Source organism: Curtobacterium sp. MMLR14_002 (assembly GCF_001864975.1).
GTDB lineage: Bacteria > Actinomycetota > Actinomycetes > Actinomycetales > Microbacteriaceae > Curtobacterium > Curtobacterium flaccumfaciens.
Map to the genome: position 1 here is coordinate 1 of NZ_MJGT01000021.1, position 242 is coordinate 242.

Genomic DNA, 242 nt, shown 5'->3' on the forward strand with positions numbered 1-242 from the left:
TGCGCTGAGGTGTTCATGTCGATTGCGTGAGCACTTGATGGCCCGATCACCCGGTCGCTTCGGATCTCTACCCACTTCTCCGCTGTCACGATCGCGAAGAGCTTGCCCTTACGGGCGTGCTGTGAGAACCCGTCCTCTGCCTCGACCCGTCCTATGCAGGTGGAGCCGATGCGCAACGCTCTGCCGGTCATCGCGGTGACGCGCTGCTCGGTGAGCTTCCGCATCCGGCGCCCACCGCTGGT

General features: G+C 64.0%; 1 protein-coding gene. It reads right to left on the reverse strand.

The genetic code is table 11. The features are described from left to right. The coding region (locus tag BIU91_RS19145) for a hypothetical protein (RefSeq protein WP_216099635.1) at window positions 1-224 on the reverse strand (224 nt) is incomplete at its 3' end. Window positions 225-242 lie beyond the last annotated feature (18 nt).